Source organism: Microbacterium sp. BG28, assembly GCF_034044005.1.
In the GTDB taxonomy this organism is placed as follows: Bacteria; Actinomycetota; Actinomycetes; order Actinomycetales; family Microbacteriaceae; genus Microbacterium.
The window spans coordinates 826,574-843,307 of sequence record NZ_JAXCHA010000003.1 but is presented as its reverse complement, the minus strand read 5'-3'; the positions used below and the strand labels follow the sequence as shown (position 1 = coordinate 843,307).

Genomic DNA, 16,734 nt, shown 5'->3' with positions numbered 1-16,734 from the left:
GCCGTAGCATTCGGGGGTGACCGACGACGCTTTCGACGAGTTCTCCTTCCTGCCCGCCCAGGCCGAGGGCCTCGGGCTCACGACGCCGTTGCCGGCGGCCGAGCGGCGCGATCTGAGCCTGGCGGACGGCAGGACCCTCTCCGCCCTCCGCTACGGCGCCGAGGCGCCGGTCGTGACCTTCCTCCATGGCGCGGGCTTGAATGCGCACACCTGGGACACCACGGTCCTCGCGCTCGGGCTGCCCGCCCTGTCGATCGACCTCGCGGGGCACGGCGACTCCTCCTGGCGCAATGACGCCCGTTACGTCGCGCGCACACTCGCCGACGATGTGGTGCCCGCGCTCGAAGCCTGGACCGAGGTCCCGCAGGTGCTCGTCGGGCATTCCCTCGGCGCACTCACCGCGACCGCCGTGGCAGCGGCGCGGGGCGACCTGGTGCGCAGCCTCGTCCTCATCGACCTGACTCCCGGAGTGGATCCCGCCGCCGGCCCGGCACAGATGCGCGCCTTCTTCGCCGGCCCGACGGACTGGGCCGATCGGGAGCAACTGGTGGATCGGGCGCTGTCCTTCGGTCTGGGCGGTTCGCGCGAAGCGGCCACCCGCGGCGTGTACTTGAACTCACGGGTGCGCCCCGACGGGCGCGTGGAGTGGAAGCACCACTTCGCTCACCTCGCAGCGGCGGCCGTCGCATCCGACGCCGAAGTTTCCGCACCGGACGCCATGCGAGAGCTTCTCGCCGAGAGCGGATGGGACGACCTCGCCGCCGTGCGCGCGCCGATCACGCTCGTGCGCGGCGACGCCGGATACGTGACGGAAGCGGATGCGGAGGAGTTCCGCCGGCACCGCCCGGACGCCGACGTGATCGTGGTGCCCGCGCACCACAATGTGCACGAGCAGATCCCTGAGCGCCTCGCGACCCTGCTGGGTCGAATCGTCGAGGCCTGCTGACGCGGTCGAATTGTGACGTGACGCAGACTCCTGCAGCCCCGGCGGCGATCTAGGCTGGTACACCGCACCGCCCCGTCCTCCCTCCATGCCCCCGCGTCCGCGGAAAGGACTCCCCATGCACCGCCGAACGCCCCTCGCCCTCGCAGCGCTCGTGGCCGCCGCCGTTCTCTCCCTCTCCGCCTGCACAGCCTCGACGGCGCCGACGCCGACCGGCTCCCCGGATGCGGACTCCTCCGTCGTCGTGCGGCTCGCACTCGAGCCCACGAACCTCGACATCCGCCAGACCTCGGGCTCCGCACTGGATCAGATCCTCATCGACAACCTGTACCAGGGCCTCGTCGCGCGCACGCCCGAGCAGGAGATCGTGCCGGCACTGGCCAGCGATTGGACCGTCTCGGACGACCGGTTGACCTACACCTTCACGCTGCGGGAGGGCGTCACCTTCCACGACGGCCAGCCGCTGACCCCGGAGGATGTCGTCTTCTCCCTGACCCAGCACCGCGACAACGCCGGATGGGTCGACGCCGCAACCCTCGCGAATGTCACGGGGGTGACGGCCGACGGGCAGAAGATCACGCTCACGCTCTCCCAGCCGGACTCGCAGCTGCTGTGGAACCTCAGCGGCCGCGCGGGCATCATCCTGAAGGAGGGCGACAGCGTCGACTATCAGACGGCGGCCAACGGCACCGGGCCCTTCACGCTTGAGCGCTGGACGCGCGGCGACAACATCACGTTCGCCCGCAATCCCGCGTACTGGGGCACCCCCGCCAAGGCGGCGGAGGTCGTCTTCGATTACATCCCCGACAACCAGGCGGCGCTCAACGCCGCTCTGGCGGGCGAGGTCGACGTGGTGACGGGCTTCGACGCGAACCTCAAGACGCAGATCGAGGCGAACGGCGACTTCTCGCTGGTCATCGGCGACTCGACCGACAAGGGCACCCTCGCCTTCAACCAGACCTCGGGACCGCTCGCGGACAAGCGTGTGCGTCAGGCCATCCGCCAGGCGATCGATCACGATGCCTTCGTGGAGGCACTGGGCGCGGGCAAGACCATGTACGGCCCGATCCCGTCTCTCGACCCGGGCTACGAAGACCTCTCAGAGGTCGCTCCCTACGATCCCGACGCCGCCAAGAAGCTCCTCGCGGACGCCGGCGCCTCGGACACGACGCTGACCCTGACCATCCCCTCGTTCTACCCGGCGACGATCTCGCAGCTGCTCGTCTCTGACCTGAACGCCGTCGGGATCACCCTCAAGGTCGACTCGGTGGACTTCCCGACCTGGCTCACGAACGTCTACACGAACCACGACTACGAGTTGAGCTTCGTGCTGCACACCGAGGCGCGCGACTTCGTCAACTGGACGAACCCGGAGTACTACTTCACGTACGACAACCCACAGGTGACCCAGTTGTACACGCAGGCGCGCGCAGCCACCAGCGATGAGGAGGCGGCGAAGCTCCTCGCCCAGGCGGCCCGCATCGTCTCGGACGACGCGGCCGCGGACTGGCTGTACAACGGAGCCAGCGTCGTCGCGGTCGGCGCGAACGTCTCGGGCTTTCCCTCGGTGAACGTCAACGAGCGGCTCAACGTGACCGAACTCGGCAAGAGCGACGGGTGATCCGATACACGCTGATGCGACTGGCCCTGCTCGCCGCGGGGCTGGTCGTCGCCAGCGTGATCATCTTCTTCACCCTGCGCATCCTTCCCGGCGACGTCGCGCAGCTGATCGGCGGCACGAACTCCACCCCGGAGCAGATCGCCGCCATCCGTGACCGGCTGAATCTGGACGCGCCTCTCGCGGCGCAGTACCTCGACTGGGTCGGCGGGGTGCTGCGCGGCGATCTCGGCGCCTCGCTGCTGACCGGAACCCCGGTGTCCACCGAACTCGCCCAGAAGGCGCAGGTTACCCTTCCGCTCGGCGCTCTCTCGCTCACGATCGCTCTGCTGTTCGCGGGCCCCCTCGGCGTCGTGTCCGCGCTCCGGCGTTCACGGCTGGGCGGCACCGTCATCGGTGTAGGCGCGCAGACGCTCGCGGCGGTACCCGTCGTCTGGGCCGGCATGATGCTCGTCGTCGTGTTCGCCGTCTGGTGGGGCGTGCTTCCGGCACAGGGCTTCCCGCGCGACGGGTGGAGCGACCCGGGCGCTGCCCTTCGTTCGCTCGTGCTGCCGGCGTTGACGATCGGCATCGTCGAGGGCGCGATGCTGTTGAGATTCGTGCGCAGCGCCACGCTGCAGGCCATAGGACAGGATTACGTGCGTACGGCCGCCTCGCAGGGTCTCACGCGCACCCGAGCCCTCATCCGGCACGGGCTGCCGAACGTCGGCCTGTCCGTGGTGACGGTGCTGGGGCTGCAGGTCGCCGGCATCATCGTGGGGGCCGTCGTGATCGAGCAACTGTTCTCGCTGCCCGGCATCGGACGGATGCTGGTGCGCGACGTGTCGGCACGCGACCTGCCCATGGTGCAGGGCGAGCTTCTCGCTCTCACCGCCTTCGTCCTGCTGGTGGGCTTCGTCGTCGATCTCGTGCACCGTCTGATCGATCCGCGACAGAGGGAGTCGGCCGCATGAGCGCCTCGCGCGTCCCGTGGTGGCGCCGGCTGCTCTCGGAGCCCGCCGGCGCCACCGGCGTGGTCATCGTCCTCGCGCTGGTGGCGGTCGCCTCCCTCGCGACGTTCTGGACCCCGTACGACCCCCAAGCCGCGGATGTGGCCGGCCGCTGGGCGGGGCCGGGGCCCGCGCATCTGCTGGGCACCGACGCCACCGGACGCGACATTCTGAGCATCCTCATGGCGGGCTCGCGCACGACGGTCGTGGTGGCCGCCGGCGCGGGTGTCATCGCAACGATCGTGGGGCTCTCCCTGGCCGCTCTCGGCGCTCTCACCCACCGCTGGGTGCGAGAGGCGGTCGCGGTTCTCGTCGACATGCTCGTGGCCTTCCCCGTGCTGCTGATCGCCATGATGATCTCGGCGGTGTGGGGCGGATCGCTGGCCGTCGTCGTGTGGTCCGTCGGGATCGGCTTCGGCGTGAACATCGCCAGGGTCAGCCGACCCGAGCTACGTCGCGTGCTGCACAGCGACTTCGTCGTGGCAGCGCGCGCTTCGGGACTCTCCGGATGGCAGAACCTCACCCGGCACCTGCTGCCCAACGTGGCCCCGGTGTTCATCGTGCAGCTGTCCTGGTCGATGGCCGTCGCGGTGCTCGCCGAGGCCGGGCTCAGCTACTTGGGCTTCGGAGCCCCCGTGACCGATCCCTCGTGGGGGGTGCTGCTGTCGCAGCTCCAGCAGTACCTCACCGTCTACCCGCTGTCGGTCCTGTGGCCGGGCCTCGCCATCACGGCCACCGTGCTGGGGTTCAACCTGCTGGGCGACGGACTCCGCGACGCCACAGACCCGACGCTGCGCACCCGGAGCGGCTCGGCACGTCGGGCGCGCACACACCTGCCGGAGGTCGTCGCATGAGCCTCGAGGTGACCGACCTCGTCATCGACATCGACGGAGTTCGCGTCGTCGACGGGCTCAGCTTCCGGGTGGCCGACGGCGACCGGCTCGGGATCATCGGAGAGTCCGGATCGGGCAAGTCGCTCACCGCGCTCGCGATCCTGGGACTGCTGCCCGAGGGCGCCACGGCGAGCGGCAGCATCCGGCTGAACGGCCACGAGGTGATCGGCGCGACGGAGCGCGAGCTCGCCCACATCCGCGGCGACGAGGTGGGCATCGTGTTCCAGGAACCGCAGACGGCCCTGAACCCGATCCGCACGGTCGGCCGGCAGATCGCGGAGGCGCCGCGCATCCACCGGCACCTGGGCCGTGCCGAGCGGCGACAGGTCGCCATCGCCGGCGCCCGGCGTGTGGGACTTCCCGACCCGGAGCGCATCGTCGACCGGTATCCGCATCAGCTCTCGGGCGGTCAGCGTCAACGCGTCGCGATCGCCATGGCTCTCGCGCTGGATCCGGGACTGCTCATCGCGGACGAGCCGACGACGGCGCTCGACGTGACGATCCAGGCGGAGATCCTCGATCTGCTGCGCACGCTCGCCGCGGATGCGGACATGTCGCTCGTGTTCATCACGCACGACCTGGCGGTGCTTGCGCAGATCGCGACGCACGCCGTCGTGATGGAGAGCGGCCGCATCGTCGAGCAGGGGCCGGTGGCGACGCTGCTCACTGCTCCGCGCTCGCCGTCGACGCAGGGGCTCCTCCGGGACGCACGGGCGACGCTGTGGCGTCCTGACGAGAAGGATGAGCGATGACGGCGCTTCTGTCGGGCCGCGGCCTCTCGCGCACCCACCGGGCACCGCGCGCCGCGCGTTTCGCGCCGCGGGCGCTGACGCACGCGCTCGACGGGGTCGACATCGATGTGCACGAGGGCGAGTCGCTGGGCATCATCGGAGAGTCGGGCTCGGGCAAGTCGACGCTCATCCGTCTCCTTCTCGCACTCGATGTCCCCACGGCCGGCACGGTCAGCTTCGAGGGCCGCCAGGTCGATCCGACCGCTTCCGCGCGCCGACTGCACTGGCTCAGGCGTCAGACCGGCATCGTCTTCCAGGACCCGTACGCGTCGCTCGATCCGCGGATGCGGGTGGGCCGCATCGTGGCCGAACCGCTGTGGGCCCTGGGCATCCCGGGCGACCGCGAGGCGCGCGTGGCCGAGGTCCTCGCGGATGTCGATCTCCCCGCCGACGCCGCCGGGCGATATCCGCACGAGTTCTCGGGCGGACAGCGCCAGCGGATCGCCCTGGCTCGCGCCCTCGTGCACCGCCCGCGGCTGCTGGTCGGCGACGAACCGCTGTCCGCGCTCGATGTGACGGTGCGCGCTCAGATCATCGGTCTGATCGACCGGCTGCGCAGTCGTGACGGACTCAGCCTCCTGATGGTCTCGCACGACATCGGCGTCGTGCAGGCGCTCTGCGACCGTGTGATCGTGTTGAAGGACGGCCGCATGGTCGAGGAGGGACCGACCTCGCGCGTGCTCCGGCATCCGAACGCCGCGTACACGCAGCGGCTGCTGGCCGCGGTGCCGACGCTGCCCGAGGCATGAGGGCCTCAGCGCGAGAACAGACCGCGCTTCTTCTTGGGCTTGAGTGACTTCTGCAGGTAGACGGTGCCGAGCCAGCGCCCGAACTTGAACCCGACACGGCCCATGCGCCCGACCTCGGTGAAGCCGAGCTTCTCGTGGAGACGGATCGAACCCTCGGCGCCCTTGTCGCTGATGACCGCGACGAGCTCGCGGATGCCCTTTTCCTCACAGGCCTCGATGAGCGCCGCCAGCAGAGCCGTTCCCAGGCCCTTGCCCGACGCGGCCTGACCGAGGTAGATCGAGTCCTCGACCGTGTAGCGGTAGGCGGATTTTCCCGCCCAGGGCTGCACGAGCGCGTATCCGAGGATCTGCCCCGACGGGCTCTCCGCCACGAGGAAGGGGAGCTCGAGCTTGCGCAGATGGTCGAACTTCTCCCGCCACTTCGTCAGCGACCACTTCTTCTCGTCGAAGGTCACGACGGAGTTGGTGACGTAGTAGTTGTAGATCTCGCGGATGTCGGGGATGTCCGCCGTCGTCGCCTCGCGGATGCGGAACTCGAAGCCGCGCTCGGGCGGGGCCTGGCGACGCAGGTGTCGCGGAAGCCGCCGACGGCGCTGGTATTCCTCTTCGAGCATGGCGCCCAGCCTACGCGGGAAGCCGCCAATCGATCCCCGTAGCGCCCTGCGCGATCAGCAGTTCGTTGACGCGGGAGAACGGACGGGAACCGAAGAATCCCCTGCTGGCCGACAGCGGTGACGGATGCGGCGACTGGATGCTCGGGACCTCGCCGAGGATCGGCGTGAGGCCGGCCGCATCCCTCCCCCACAGCACCGCGACGAGAGGGCCGCCACGCTCGGCGAGGACGCGGATCGCGTGCTCGGTGACCTTCTCCCACCCCCATCCGCGGTGGGATGCGGGAGACCCCGGAGCGACGGTGAGCACCCGGTTCAGCAGCATCACGCCCTGCTCGCTCCAGGCGGAGAGATCGCCGTGGACGGCCGGCGGGATGCCCAGGTCGTCGTTCAGCTCGCGATAGATGTTGGCGAGACTGCGCGGGATGGGCCGCACGTGCGCGTCCACGGCGAACGAGAGACCGATCGGGTGGCCGGGCGTCGGATAGGGGTCCTGCCCCACGATGAGCACCTTGACGTCGGCGAGCGGCCGCTGGAAGGCGCGCAGCACCCGCTCCCCGGCGGGCAGGTACGCACGCCCCGCACTCGTCTCCCGTCGCAGGCGCTCCCCCAGCGCGGCGATGTCGTCGGCGACCGGGGCAAGTGCCTCGGCCCAGCCCGCATCCATGAGGCCCGCCGCGGCGAGCTCGGGCAGCGTCTTGGCCATGGGTCAGGCGGAGCCGGGAAGACCCTGGTCCTCTTCGAGGACCGAACCCTGCCAGGACCACGGGAAGTCGATCCACAGATCGGTGTTCTTCCAGCTGAAGTCCGGCTGGATGATCGTCGTCGGCTTCGTGTAGATCACGGCCGAGCGCACGTGCGCCCCCCGCTCGACGAGCAGGCGCACGGCGAGATCGAGCGTGCGACCGCTGTCGGCGACGTCATCGACGAGGAGCACGCGACGCCCGTTGAGGTAGGTCATGTCGAGCTCGGGAGGAAGCAGCTCCGGAGCGTCGAGCACCGTGCCGATGCCGGTGTAGAACTCGACGTTGATCGCGCCGCAGTTCTTCACGCCGAGTCCGTAGGCGATCGCTCCGGCCGGCAGCAGCCCGCCGCGGGCGATCGCGACGACGACCTCGGGCACGAAGTCGGCGGCGATCACATCGCGGGCGATGTCGCGGCTCGCTTCACCGAACAGGTCCCAGGTCAGAGTTTCGCGTTCGGGCGCCACGGCGCTCTCCTCGTTCGTCACCGTCCCAGCCTAGAGCGCGGCGCGGTGTAGCGTTTCGCCATGACCGGCACCCGTGCGCCCGGTCGATCGGCGCTCGGCATCACGGCGGGCCTCATCGGCTGGTTCATCCTCGTCGAGATCGTCAGCGGCATCCTGCAGGGCTATTACGTGCCCCTGTTCAGCGACATCGTGGTGCACCTGGGAGTCCACGACGCCGATGTGAACTGGTTCGAGGCCGCGCAGCTGCTCTTGTCGGCCCTCGTCGTCCCGGTGATGGCCAAGCTCGGCGACATGTACGGACACAAGCGCATCCTGCTGATCGCCACGATCCTCACGGCCGGGGCCACGTGGTGGATCGCATTCGCGGGCACCTTCTGGAGCTTCCTCATCGCCTGGGCGCTGCAGGGCTTCTACGTCGTGTGGCTGCCGCTCGAGATCGCGCTGATCTTCGAACGCGGGCGCCGGCAGGGCCGCGGCGTCTCCGCCACCCGCCGCGCGGCCGGTCTTCTCGTCGTCGGGCTCCAGGCGGGCGCCATCGTGGGCGCACTGGCGGCCGGTCGACTGTTCGCCGTGACCTCCCAGAACCTTCCGTTGACCCTCATGCTGCCGGCGATCGCCGTGACGCTGGTGGGCGTGGTCATCTGGCTCGGCGTTCCGGAATCCGAGCCTGTCGCGGGACGGCGACTGGATGCGGGCGGCTTCGTCATCCTCGCGGTCGCGCTCCTGCTCGTCACCGGAGCGCTCACCTTCCTCCGTATCAACGGTCCCGGTTTCGTGTGGACCTGGCTGCTGCTGGCGGCGGGGCTCGCCGCCTTCGTGTGGTTCGTGCGTTTCGAGCTCCGCCAGGAGGACCCCGCCGTCGACATCCGGGTGCTCCGCCGCCCCGAGATGTGGCCCGTGCAGGCCACGGCGGCCCTGGTGGGCATCAGCCTGCTCGGCGCGCAGGGCCCGCTGTCGACCTACGCCGGCACCGATTCCTCGCTCGGCTACGGACTGGGCCTGGACGCGACCGGCCGCTCCAACGTGATCGGGGTGTATCTCGTCTCTCTGATCGTCGGCGCCGTCATCTTCTCGATCACCTCGCGCCGCGCGAGCCCGCGCGTCGTGCTCATCGGGGCGGCCCTGCTCGTGGGCATCGGCTACCTGATGTTCCTGCCGCTGCACCGGGAGCTCTGGCAGGTGCTCATGAACCTGTCGATCGCGGGACTGGGCTCGGGTGCGCTCGTGGCCGCCCTGCCCGCCGCAGCAGCTGCGGCGGCGCCGCGGGGCCAGACCGGCATCGCCTCCGCACTGACTAACACGACCAAGACGATCGGCGGCACCTTCGCCTCGGCGGTGTTCGGCGTCGTGCTCGCGGTCGGTGCGGGTGCCGTCGCGAGCTCCACCGCCGCGTCTCTGGGCGGCTACATCACCGTGTGGATCGTGTGCGCCGCCGGCGGGTTCGCGGCGGCGGCGGTGCTAGTGGTGGTGCCGAAGGTGGCGTTCGCGGATACCGACACCGAGGCCGCAGCGCATGCGGCCGCCGGGGGGACGACCGCGCGCTGACTCGGAGGATCAGTCCTCGCGGCGACGCTCCCGCTCCTCGAGCCCGTCGACCACGGCGGCCGTGGCGCGGATGATCTCCGACCACTGGGCCGGGTCCGTCGTCACGACATCCCGAGAGCGCGTCATGAGCAGCACGTCGTCGATGCTCTCGACCTCCCACCCGTTCATCTCGGCGACGAGGTCGAGGATGAAGGAGGGCGCCTCATGCTGAGGAGGCACGGACGGCGCGAGCTCGGAGTCTGCGGCCAGGGCGCGCTCGTCGCCGTGCGCCGATGGAAGCATGATCCGGGGCAGCGGATGGCTGAGACCGATGCGGATCCACCCGCCGAACTGAGTGTGGCGGTAGGCGCTCGTGCCCCAGTCCTGCTCGAAGTCCGACCATTCGATGAAACGCCCCGCGGGCGTCACCCACCGCAGCGCGCGTATCTGGACGAGCCGACCGCGATAGCTCCGCGTCGGCAGCCCGGCAGGAAACGGCCCGGGGTGGTAGCTGAAGCCGTTGTCCGCTGCGAAGCGGGCGAGTGCCCAGTGCTGACGAGGCCACATCCGACGTCGGCCGGTGTGCACCGCGGCACGGCCCAGGATCACCAGCGCACACGCGAAGAGCAACACGACAACCGCCGCCGTGAGGATCTCGCCCGGTGTTCCTCCCTGTCTGCGGGTCAGCAGCGACACAATCCCGAGAACGGCGGTGAGCGCGCCGAGACCGCTCACGATGGCGCCTGAGAAGAGGACGGCGACACGAGCGCGGGAGCGGGGAGGGCGCACCTGCGGATGCTCTGCAACGAAGGCTCGCCAGAACCGACGCAGCTCGCGCCCGCCGGGCCGGGCCGTCAGAGCGTCGACGACGAGAACCGGCGCACCCGCTGCGCTCACGCGATCACGCCTCGCGCACCCGCAGCGGCTCGCGAGCGACGAGGTGCTGCGCGGACTGCGCGACGGGTCGCACCGTCACGAGGTCGAGGTTCACGTGACCGGGCGCGTTCAGCGCGTACGCGATGACATCGGCGACGTCATCGGGCGTCAGCGGGTTCTCGACGCCGCGGTAGACAGCGTCTGCCGCGCCCTGATCGCCGCCCAGGCGGTTCAGCGAGAACTCCTCTGTCTGCACCATGCCCGGCGCCACCTCGCTCACGCGGATGGGCTCGCCGTTGAGCTCGAGTCGCAGTGCCTTGACGAGCATGCTCTCCGCGGCCTTCGCGGCGTTGTATCCGCCGCCGCCCTGGTAGGCGACCTGGGCGGCCGTCGAGGTGACGAAGAGCGTGTCGGCATGACCATCGGAGGCCGCCGCCGTGCGCAGCTGCGGCAGCAGCAGCGCGACCAGGCGTTGGGTCGACAGCACATTGGCCTCGTACATCCATCGCCAGTCATCCGGGTTGCCGTCAGCGACATCATCGACACCGCGCGCGCCGCCCGCGACCTGCACGAGGGCGTGCACGGGACCGGACGCGGCCAGCCAGTCGGCGAGCGCCTGCACATCGGCCTCGACCGTCAGATCGGCGGCGTATGCCACAGCACCGGTCTCGGCCTCCAGAGCGGCGAGCCGCTCGGCGCGACGTGCGACCGCGACGACCTCCCATCCGTCGGCGCGGAGTCGGCGAGCGCTCGCCTCACCGATCCCCGTGCTCGCACCCGTCACCACTGCTCGTCTGTTCGCCATGCACTCACGCTAGGGCCTCGCGGTGAACCCGGTGTTACACAACCGCTGCCGGGCCCGTGTTACCCCGCGTTTCTCGGACGTTGTCGCGCGCACCGCGCCGCTCTAGCCTCGTCATGTTCGCGACAGCCGCCGCGGCAACCGCAGACTTAGGAGCACGTGATGTCCGCACCCGAGAACTGGCTCTTCGAGACCAAGCAGATCCACTCCGGCGCCGCACCGGATCCCACCACCAAGGCACGTGCGACGCCGATCTACCAGACCACGTCATACGTGTTCGACAACGCCGACCACGCCGCGAACCTCTTCTCGCTCGCCGAGCCGGGCAACGTCTACACCCGCATCATCAACCCCACGCAGAGCGTCGTCGAGGAGCGCATCGCGGCGCTCGAGGGAGGCACGGCAGCGCTGCTGGTCGCCTCCGGTCAGGCGGCCGAGACGTTCGCGGTGCTCAACATCGCCGGAGCCGGCGACCACATCGTCTCCTCCAGCTCGATCTACGGCGGCACATACAACCTCTTCAAGTACACGCTCGCCAAGCTCGGCATCACGACGACGTTCGTCGAGAATCAGGACGATCCCGAGGAGTGGCGCCGCGCGGTGCGCCCCAACACCAAGCTGTTCTTCGCCGAGACGGTCGGCAACCCGAAGATCAACGTCCTCGACATCCGGACGGTGTCCGACGTCGCGCACGAAGCCGGCGTTCCCCTGATCGTCGACAACACGATCGCGACCCCGTACCTCATCCGCCCCTTCGAGTTCGGTGCCGACATCGTCGTGCACTCCGCGACGAAGTTCCTCGGCGGACACGGCACGACGATCGGCGGCGTCATCGTCGACGGCGGGCGCTTCCCGTGGTCGCAGCACGTCGACCGCTTCCCGGAGCTCACCGAGCCCGACCCCTCGTACCACGGCCTCAGCTACACCGGTGCGCTCGGCGACGGCGTCGCCTACGTTACCAAGGCGCGCGTGCAGCTGCTGCGCGACCTCGGCGCCGCGATCGCCCCGATCAGCGCCTGGCTGCTGCTGCAGGGCATCGAGACCCTCTCGCTGCGGGTCGAGCGCCACGTGCAGAACGCGCAGGAGATCGCGGAGTGGCTGGAGAACCAGGACGACGTCGCCTCGGTGAACTACTCGGGTCTGCCGACCTCGCCCTGGTACGCCGCCGCCAACCAGTACGCCCCGAAGGGCGTCGGCGCGGTGCTCTCGTTCGAGCTCAAGGGCGGCGTGGGTGCCGGACGAGCCTTCGTCGACAACCTCACCCTCTTCAGCCACCTCGCCAACATCGGCGACGTGCGCTCGCTCGTGATCCACCCCGCATCCACGACGCACTCGCAGCTCACGCCCGAGCAGCAGCTCACGGCCGGTGTCACGCCGGGTCTCGTGCGCCTGTCGGTCGGCCTCGAGAACGTCGCCGACCTCAAGGCGGACCTCGAGAGCGCGCTGGCCGCTGCTCGCCGCGCCTCGGAGGCCGCCCGCGCCTGAACCGCCTGACACGAACGCCCCGGATACCGCATCCGGGGCGTTCGTGCATCGCGCGGTCGTCGTTGTGACGTAACACGGACGCGGCGAGGTGATGACGCCGCGAGAATGGAGCGATGGATTGGCAGACCTCCGAGGACACGGTGCCGAGCGCTCCGGTCACGGAGGCCGACGCCCGACTCGCCCGTGGCCGCCCGCCCGCGAGTGGCGCGTGGCGCGACGGCGACCCGGCCGGTGACCGCCGTTTCGCGGCCTTCCGCGGCTTCCGCACCGAGAACGGCGCCGTCCTGCCCGTCGCGCGGCTCGCCTACGAGAGCTGGGGCGAGCTCTCGCCCGCCGGCGACAACGCGATCCTGATCCTGCACGCCCTGACCGGCGACAGCCACGTGCGCGGCGAGGCGGGTCTAGCCCACCCCACCGACGGATGGTGGCACGCGATCGTCGGGCCGGGTGCCGCGATCGACACCGACCGCTGGTTCGTCGTCGCCCCCAACATGCTCGGCGGCTGCCAGGGCTCGACCGGTCCCGCCACCATCGCCCCCGACGGCACCGAGTGGGGCGCGCGCTTCCCGTACCTGACGATCCGCGACCAGATCGCGGCGCAGGCCCTGCTGGCGGACGAGCTCGGCATCGGCAGCTGGCGCGCCGTGGTCGGCGGCTCGATGGGCGGTATGCACGCGCTCGAGTGGGGAGCGACCTATCCCGAGCGCGTGGAGCGATTGGCCGTGCTCGCAGCGCCCCCGCTGACCACCGCCGACCAGATCGCCCTGAACTCGGTGCAGCTCGAGGCCATCCGTATCGACCCGGGCTACGCGGGCGGCGACTACTACGACGCCCCCGCCGGCGAGGGACCTCACCGCGGTCTCGCGCTGGCACGGCGGATGGCGCTGCTGAACTACCGGAGCCCCACCGAGCTGAACCTGCGCTTCCAGCGCTCCTGGCAGTCGGAGGTGAGCCCCCTCGGACGCGGCGGACGCTTCGCGGTCGAGTCCTATCTCGACTTCCACGGCAACAAGTTCACCCGACGCTTCGACGCCAACAGCTACCTCACCCTCGTCGAGGCGATGAACTCGCACGACGTCGGCCGCGAGCGCGGCGGCGTCGAAGACGCCCTGGGCCGCATCACCGCGCGCACGCTCGTGCTCGGCATCGACAGCGACCGCCTGTTTCCCGTGGACGGACAGCACCGCATCGCCCACGGCATCCGCGACACTCTCGACGGCGACCGGGCAGCCGTCATCACGAGCGACTACGGCCACGACGGCTTCCTCATCGAGACGGATGCGGTCGCCCACCACCTGGGCCGGCTCCTCGACGCGTAGCAGCCGCCGTCAGCGGGCGGACGACGAGGAGTGCGCGTACACGATCGGCACGCCGCGGCGGCGTTCGACACCGTAGGCGGTGAGCGCGATCGCGAGTCCCGCGGCCGCGAGGGCCGCGCCGACCCAGGACGGGGCGGCGAAGCCCCAGCCCGCGGCGATCACGGCACCGCCGAGAGCGGCGCCGAGGCTGTTGCCGATGTTGAGGGCGGAGTGGTTGAGTGCGGCGGCGATCGACTGGTTGTCGCCCGCCACATCCATGAGCCGCGTCTGGATCGCGGGGCTGAGCGCCGACGCGACGGCACCCACGACGAACACCATGATCGCGAGCGCCCAGATCCAGGCGGCGGTCAGGGCGAGAACGGCCAGCGACACCGCCAGCACCCCGAGGCCGAGCAGCAACGTGCGGCGCAGGTTGACGTCGGAGAGGTGCCCGCCCAGCAGGTTGCCGACCGTCATGCCGAGCCCCATGCCCACCAGCACGAGCGGCACGACCGCCTGCGGCGCGTCGGCCACCTCCGTCACCAGCGGCGCCACGTAGCTGTACACCGCGAAGAACCCGCCGAAGCCGATCGAGCCGATCCCCAGGGTGAACCACACCTGAGGGATGCGGAACACGCCCAGTTCCGCCCGCAACGTGCGCCCCGGCTGCCCCGGAGCGCGCGGCACGAAGAGGGCGATGCAGACGGTGGCGAGCGCGAAGATCGCCGCGACCACACCGAACGCGACGCGCCAGCCGAACTGCTGCCCGAGGTAGGTGCCGGCCGGCACGCCGACGACATTCGCCACGGTGAGTCCGGTCAGCACGAAGGCGACGCCCTGCGCACGCCGACCCGGTCCGAGCACGTCAGCCGCGACGAGCGCTCCGATCCCGAAGTACGCGCCGTGCGGGAGCCCCGCCAGAAAGCGCGAGACCGCGACGAGCTCGAAGTTCGGCGCGATCACGGTGAGGGCGTTGAACACGGTCAACGCCAGGGCGAGGAGCACCATCACGCGGTGGCGCGGGAACCGGGCGACGAGCCCCGCGATCGTCGGCGCACCGACCACGACGCCGAGCGCATAGAGGCTGATCAGCCAGCCGGCTTGCGCGATGGCCGCATCCGGGTCCGCCGCGGTCTGGTTCGGCAGGAGCGCGCCCGCGATGTCGGGCAGCAGGCCCATGACCGTGAACTCGGTCATGCCGATGCCGAAGCTGCCGATGGCGAGAGAGAGGAGCGCCCACATCGCCGCCCCCTTCGTCTGGTTCGAAGAGGTCACCGGAACATGCTAGTCACGCGGACCGGGGCCGCCGAATCGTTTCGCCAGACGGACCGTCAGGCCGAAGGGGCGCCGTCGGAGGCCGCATCCTCGATCGCCCGCTCGAGTCGCTCGATCTTGGCGTCCAGCTCGCCGGTGTACCCCGGGCGGATATCGGCTTTCAGCACCAGTGAGACACGCGAGCCGAACGGCAGCACCGCCTCGGTGGCCGCCTTCACGACGGCGAACACCTCATCCCACTCCCCCTCGATCTCAGTGAACATCGAGCCGGTTCGGTGGGGCAGCCCGGAATCGCGCACGATCTTCACGGCTGCGGCGACGGCGTCGTGCACGGAGCCGTCCGCGCGGCCCGTGCCGCTCGGGGCGACGGAGAAAGCGATGAGCATGCCGGTCCTTTCGTCAGCCGGCGAAGACGCCGGGCGTGCGGGCGAAGCTGGAGCGTGTACGCACCCGAGCGAGCTTGACCACCGCCCACGCGGCGATCACGACGAGCAGGATGTTGCGGATCGTGATGACCACGACCGGGAACGGCAGCGCCACCAGCAGGTCGAAGTAGACCATGGGGTAGATGATCTGCGTCGCGCCCGCGATCGCGAGCACGAGAACGGCGGGACCGAACCAGCGCTTGCGGTCCAGGACCAGCGCGATCACGAGCGGCACGCTCAGCCACACCATGTACTGGGGCGAACCGACCTTGTTCAGGGCGATGAACGCCGCGACGAGGGCGAGCGAGAGCGTCGGGAAGACGGCGCTGAAGTGAGCGCCCCGCCACATCTTGTACGCACCCAGCGCCGCGATGCCCAGCACCCCGACGGCCAACAGCGGCGTCATGACGGTGATCACCGGGTTGACGGCAGGGCCCGACACCTCGAACGTCAGCAGGTCGGGGTCGTAGAAGATCTGCGAGGGGCCGCCGAGCATCGCGTCCCACAGGTAGAAGGTGCTGACGGGTGACTCCACCTGCAGCCCTCGACCGGTCTGGTCGCTCACGAACCCGAAGGCGTAGGCCGCGCCGCCCAGGAGCGTGACCGCGCCCAGCGCGATTGCGCTCACGGCGGCGGCCGCACCGATCACGGCGAGACGGCGGCGGACGGCGATGACCGCGGCCGCCAGGAGGGCCGCCGGCCACACCTTGATCCACGTCGCCACCGCGAGAAGAGCGGCACCGAGCCACGGACGGCCGATCAGCCACAGCGCTCCCATGATGCCCAGCGGCACCGTCACCGCATCCAGTCGGTAGAGCGCGACCGGGCCCATCAGCGCGATGAACGCGAGCCAGAACCAGGCCGCCGTGACGCGTCCGCGCGAACGCCCGCGACCCACGAGGACGGCGAAGGCCGCGGCATCGACGAGGGCCACCATGATCGCCCACGCCGGCGTGTACGACACCGCCCAGGCGAACAGCCACGTGGCGAGCATCGGCAGCATCGCAAGCTGCGGGTAGACCCAGGCGTCGGTCAGTCCGACGAAGCCGTAGTAGGCGCTGACCTCCTGGCCCGTCGCCGTGTCGGTCTGCGGCCACCACCCACCGTTCAGGTACGCCCCCGACCACGGCTCGTACACCCGATAGACGTCGCCCATGGGTTCGTTGGGCATGACCCATCCGAGAACGGAGACCCCGATATGGACGACGAGGAAAGCGATCCACAACAGAGCCCGTCTCGACACGG

At 70.2% G+C, this 16,734-nt stretch carries 17 protein-coding genes; 9 read left to right on the top strand and 8 right to left on the bottom strand.

What is annotated here, in order from left to right; genetic code table 11:
• Positions 1-16: 16 nt before the first annotated feature.
• The 6 genes from SK224_RS14985 (at position 17) to SK224_RS14960 (ending at position 5,983) form a co-directional block, all read left to right on the top strand.
• Entirely contained in the window at positions 17-946 is a 930-nt protein-coding gene (locus SK224_RS14985; RefSeq protein WP_320435449.1) for an alpha/beta hydrolase, read from the top strand.
• 115 nt (positions 947-1,061) lie between these two features.
• Entirely contained in the window at positions 1,062-2,564 is a 1,503-nt protein-coding gene (locus SK224_RS14980) for an ABC transporter substrate-binding protein (RefSeq protein ID WP_320435448.1), read from the top strand.
• A complete protein-coding gene (locus SK224_RS14975; RefSeq protein WP_320435447.1) occupies positions 2,561-3,514 on the top strand; it encodes an ABC transporter permease in 954 nt (317 codons plus the stop codon). Before SK224_RS14980 ends, SK224_RS14975 begins: the two co-directional genes overlap by 4 nt.
• Positions 3,511-4,404 (top strand): ABC transporter permease, encoded by an 894-nt coding sequence (locus SK224_RS14970; RefSeq protein WP_320435446.1) that lies wholly within the window; start codon positions 3,511-3,513, stop codon positions 4,402-4,404. Before SK224_RS14975 ends, SK224_RS14970 begins: the two co-directional genes overlap by 4 nt.
• Positions 4,401-5,195 carry an ABC transporter ATP-binding protein gene (locus SK224_RS14965; protein WP_320435445.1) on the top strand — a complete coding sequence of 265 codons (795 nt, stop codon included), beginning with the start codon at positions 4,401-4,403 and terminating at the stop codon, positions 5,193-5,195. Before SK224_RS14970 ends, SK224_RS14965 begins: the two co-directional genes overlap by 4 nt.
• On the top strand, positions 5,192-5,983 hold the full coding sequence (locus SK224_RS14960) for an ABC transporter ATP-binding protein (protein WP_320435444.1): 792 nt from the start codon (positions 5,192-5,194) through the stop codon (positions 5,981-5,983). The genes SK224_RS14965 and SK224_RS14960 overlap by 4 nt, the downstream gene beginning before the upstream one ends.
• Before the next feature lie 5 nt (positions 5,984-5,988).
• On the opposite strand, the gene SK224_RS14955 is transcribed toward SK224_RS14960, so the two are convergent.
• Genes SK224_RS14955 through SK224_RS14945 form a run of 3 tightly spaced genes read right to left on the bottom strand, consistent with a single transcriptional unit; the run spans position 5,989 to position 7,804 of the window.
• Complete coding sequence (locus SK224_RS14955) at positions 5,989-6,597, bottom strand: N-acetyltransferase family protein (RefSeq protein WP_320435443.1); 609 nt, start codon at positions 6,595-6,597, stop codon at positions 5,989-5,991.
• A gap of 10 nt (positions 6,598-6,607) precedes the next feature.
• Positions 6,608-7,300 carry a uracil-DNA glycosylase gene (locus SK224_RS14950; RefSeq protein ID WP_320435442.1) on the bottom strand — a complete coding sequence of 231 codons (693 nt, stop codon included), beginning with the start codon at positions 7,298-7,300 and terminating at the stop codon, positions 6,608-6,610.
• A 3-nt stretch (positions 7,301-7,303) separates the two neighbouring features.
• On the bottom strand, positions 7,304-7,804 hold the full coding sequence (locus SK224_RS14945; protein WP_320435650.1) for a phosphoribosyltransferase: 501 nt from the start codon (positions 7,802-7,804) through the stop codon (positions 7,304-7,306).
• Positions 7,805-7,864: 60 nt separating this feature from the next.
• On the opposite strand from SK224_RS14945, the gene SK224_RS14940 reads away from it, so the two are divergent.
• Entirely contained in the window at positions 7,865-9,349 is a 1,485-nt protein-coding gene (locus SK224_RS14940; protein ID WP_320435441.1) for an MFS transporter, read from the top strand.
• A 9-nt stretch (positions 9,350-9,358) separates the two neighbouring features.
• On the opposite strand, the gene SK224_RS14935 is transcribed toward SK224_RS14940, so the two are convergent.
• Complete coding sequence (locus SK224_RS14935) at positions 9,359-10,225, bottom strand: hypothetical protein (RefSeq protein ID WP_320435440.1); 867 nt, start codon at positions 10,223-10,225, stop codon at positions 9,359-9,361.
• Positions 10,226-10,229: 4 nt separating this feature from the next.
• Positions 10,230-11,009, bottom strand: a complete 780-nt coding sequence (locus tag SK224_RS14930) for an SDR family oxidoreductase (RefSeq protein WP_320435439.1) — start codon at positions 11,007-11,009, stop codon at positions 10,230-10,232.
• 159 nt (positions 11,010-11,168) lie between these two features.
• Here SK224_RS14930 and SK224_RS14925 point away from each other — a divergent pair, with 159 nt between their 5' ends.
• Positions 11,169-12,491: a bifunctional o-acetylhomoserine/o-acetylserine sulfhydrylase gene (locus SK224_RS14925; protein ID WP_274287615.1), complete on the top strand. Its 1,323-nt coding sequence runs from the start codon at positions 11,169-11,171 to the stop codon at positions 12,489-12,491.
• 113 nt (positions 12,492-12,604) lie between these two features.
• Complete coding sequence (gene metX, locus SK224_RS14920; protein WP_320435438.1) at positions 12,605-13,810, top strand: homoserine O-acetyltransferase MetX; 1,206 nt, start codon at positions 12,605-12,607, stop codon at positions 13,808-13,810.
• Between the two features lie 9 nt (positions 13,811-13,819).
• Here the strand turns inward: metX and SK224_RS14915 are convergent, their stop codons facing one another.
• From SK224_RS14915 to SK224_RS14905, 3 genes are all read right to left on the bottom strand, one after another.
• Positions 13,820-15,031, bottom strand: a complete 1,212-nt coding sequence (locus tag SK224_RS14915) for an MFS transporter (RefSeq protein ID WP_320435649.1) — start codon at positions 15,029-15,031, stop codon at positions 13,820-13,822.
• Between the two features lie 89 nt (positions 15,032-15,120).
• Positions 15,121-15,450, bottom strand: a complete 330-nt coding sequence (locus SK224_RS14910; protein ID WP_320435437.1) for a thiamine-binding protein — start codon at positions 15,448-15,450, stop codon at positions 15,121-15,123.
• A gap of 13 nt (positions 15,451-15,463) precedes the next feature.
• A complete protein-coding gene (locus SK224_RS14905) occupies positions 15,464-16,732 on the bottom strand; it encodes a hypothetical protein (RefSeq protein WP_320435436.1) in 1,269 nt (422 codons plus the stop codon).
• Between the last annotated feature and the right edge of the window lie 2 nt (positions 16,733-16,734).